This window comes from Endozoicomonas sp. OPT23 (assembly GCF_009653635.1).
Classification (GTDB): domain Bacteria; phylum Pseudomonadota; class Gammaproteobacteria; order Pseudomonadales; family Endozoicomonadaceae; genus Endozoicomonas_A.
This window is the reverse complement of sequence record NZ_PPFD01000018.1, coordinates 412-636: the sequence shown is the minus strand read 5'-3', so window position 1 is coordinate 636 and position 225 is coordinate 412. Positions and strand designations below refer to the sequence as shown.

At 43.1% G+C, this 225-nt stretch carries 1 rRNA gene; it reads left to right on the top strand.

Features of this window, described 5'->3' with window-relative positions:
• Positions 1–85, top strand: a 16S ribosomal RNA gene (locus tag EOPP23_RS21255); the annotation flags it as partial.
• Positions 86–225: the final 140 nt, after the last annotated feature.

The window sequence follows — 225 nt, the reverse complement described above, 5'->3', positions numbered from 1 at the left end:
AGCGGTCACCACGGAGTGATTCATGACTGGGGTGAAGTCGTAACAAGGTAGCCCTAGGGGAACCTGGGGCTGGATCACCTCCTTAAACGAAAACCGACATCCATAAGCGTTCACACGAATTGTTTGATACAAAACAGCATCTTGATGCTGTTTTGTGTTTTGTTGAGATCAGTTTTCTGAGACTCAACCCATTTTTCAGTTTCGAAAAATGTGTTCTTTAACAAT